This window comes from Flavobacterium chryseum (assembly GCF_004362015.1).
Lineage (GTDB): Bacteria > Bacteroidota > Bacteroidia > Flavobacteriales > Flavobacteriaceae > Flavobacterium.
The window spans coordinates 1-2,586 of the sequence record NZ_SNWW01000034.1 but is presented as its reverse complement, the minus strand read 5'-3'; the positions used below and the strand labels follow the sequence as shown (position 1 = coordinate 2,586).

2 protein-coding genes are annotated in these 2,586 nt (G+C 33.4%); both read right to left on the bottom strand.

Features of this window, described 5'->3' with window-relative positions:
- Positions 1–103: 103 nt before the first annotated feature.
- On the bottom strand, positions 104–844 hold the full coding sequence (gene istB, locus EV143_RS21350) for an IS21-like element helper ATPase IstB (RefSeq protein WP_059114476.1): 741 nt from the start codon (positions 842–844) through the stop codon (positions 104–106).
- A 22-nt stretch (positions 845–866) separates the two neighbouring features.
- Positions 867–2,414, bottom strand: coding sequence for an IS21 family transposase (gene istA / locus EV143_RS21345; protein ID WP_133509922.1), 1,548 nt, complete (start codon positions 2,412–2,414; stop codon positions 867–869).
- Positions 2,415–2,586: the final 172 nt, after the last annotated feature.

Below are 2,586 nucleotides of genomic sequence, written 5' to 3'. Positions count from 1 at the left end.
TGGATATTCTGGATAAAGTGAGCACCTAATTCTGGATAAAAGTGAGCAGTATAAATGAACTCAAAAAGGTGTCTAAAAAGTAGTTTAAAAGTATAAAATTATTTTACTCTATTGGTTGTTTTTCTATTTTCTTTTTTCTCATTGATTCTCCCTTTAATTCTATCCGAAGAGCATTGTGAACGATTCTGTCTAAAATTGCATCTGCAATGGTTTGTTCTGCAATAACTTCATGCCAGGATTCAACTGGGAGCTGCGAAGCAATAATAGTTGATTTTTTTCCATGTCTGTCTTCAATTATCTCCATAAGATCCTGCCTTTTAAAGTTATCTAATGATTGCAGCCCAAAATCATCTAGTATAATGAGGTCCTGCTTTTCTATTTTATTAATTTCTTTTATGTAAGAGCCGTCAGCTTTAGCCATTTTAAGTTTAGAGAAAAGTTTATTGATATTAAAATACATTACTTTGTAGCCCATCATACAGGCTTTATAACCAATTGCCGTAGCTATAAAGCTTTTGCCAACACCTGTACTTCCACAGACCAGGATGTTTTGTTTGTTTTTTATAAAATCACAAAACTCAAGTCTGTTAATTAAGTTTTTATCTACTCCTCTGGAACTGTCAAAATCGATTTCTTCCATAAAAGCTTTATACCTAAACTTGGCAGTATTGATCAATCTTTCTACTTTTCGATTTTCTCTGTCATCATATTCAGAGTTAATTAAATAAGCAATAAGTTCATCATTTGTATAATCGATATTACTTGCCTCTAAAGTAGTATTAAAGGCTCTGGACATTCCGTAGAGCCTTAACTGTTTCATTTTTTCTAATGTTTGATCATTCATATAGTTATTTTATTAATGGTTGTTATTTGTAATATTCCTTACCTCTAATATTATTATGTATTGGTATTTCTTTATCTTCAATAGCAGGATCTTCATCAATGAAGTCTAATCCTTTCTCCAGGATAGATTTGATGATTGGGTAATTTATTTTTTCATAATCCATCGCTCTTTTACAGGCATTATTTAATCTGTCATTGCCTACTTTTTTAGCTAAACTTAACACGCCGGTACAGGACTTATAAGATTGCTCAGGGTGCTGTTTTTTATCTAATATTTGTATAATAAATGATTTGCAAAATTCTCCAACAGAAGCTCCCCATTGGATAAATCTCTCGGGATTCCACTCTGCCACAAACTGATGTGATGTGGGCATGTGTTCTTTATTTGTTGTATAAAGATATTTGGAGTAGTCTCTCTGATGACTGGCTATTATGCGCTGCCCATGATAAATCTCAATGGTAGTTTTGCTGTAAATAATCAATACTTTCTTGCCCATATAAATAAAAGGCACACTATAATAGTGTTTGTCTTTATTGAGATAAACATGGCTGGATTTATGAACGGTTGCTTTAGCAAAACCTTTGAGCTGATAGGGATTAACAGGTAAAAATGATAGTGCTTCTTTTTCTATCTCATTAAACAAATCTAATCTTGAGTATTTTCTGCCTTTAAAAGACATTGTATTATGCTTTTCTAAAAGTGGTAAAATAGCATCATTAAGGGCTTCTATAGTAAAAAATTCTTCTTTGCGTAAAGGAGCAAAAATACGGGTATAGATTATTCTTACTGCATTTTCAACCAGAGCCTTATCTTTTGGGTGATAAGCTCTTGTGGGAAGTATTGTAGTTGCGTAATGAGATGCAAAGTCTAATAAATATTCCGTGACTAAGGGCTCATATTTATCACTTTTTTTAACGGCTGTTCTTAAATTATCCGTTACAATAGCACTTGGAACACCCTGATAGTAGTCTAGCATTTTTACCAGACTTCCCATAAAGTCTTCTTTGTTTTGAGTCCTGGTAGCTTCTACAAAAGTAAGTCCACTTGCTCCCAGTACACTTACAAAAACCTCTACTTCACACACTTCTCCTGTAGACTGGTCAATAACGGATAATTTCTTTCCTGTATAGTCTACAAAAACTTTATCTCCTGCCTTATGATGCATATGCATAGAGGGCTTGAGTTTGCCTCGCCAATTTTGATAATGATAGCAAAACTGAGAATAACTGTAGCCATCAGGATGATTTTCCCTATACTCTTCCCAGAGCAATTGTCGGGTAACACCAACTCGCTTTAATTCTTTTTCTATCGTGGGAAATAAGGATTCTAAAACTATATTTTTTTCTGGAACAGCTTTTATCTGTCCATCAAAGAGTTCTTCCAGATCTTCATTACTAAGACCTGATAACTCTTGATAGGTAAAAGAATTTTGATGAAATGATTCAATATATTTCTTTACAGTATTGCGCGATAAGCCTAATTGTCTGCTTATTTGGAGCTTACTTACTCCTTGAGTATATAAACGTAATAATTGCAAAATGTTTCTCATATCCAGTCGTTTATTTGCCATATCTTTTGTTTTAAAAACAAGTAAGATATTCTTTATAAACACTACTTTTTGAGGTGGTCACTTTGAACCGGAATCAACTGATCTCTTTTACAAGAATAGGGTGGTCACTTTAAACCGGAATCAACTGATCTCTTTTACCGGAATGGCATGCTCACTTTTGCCAGAATTTGCA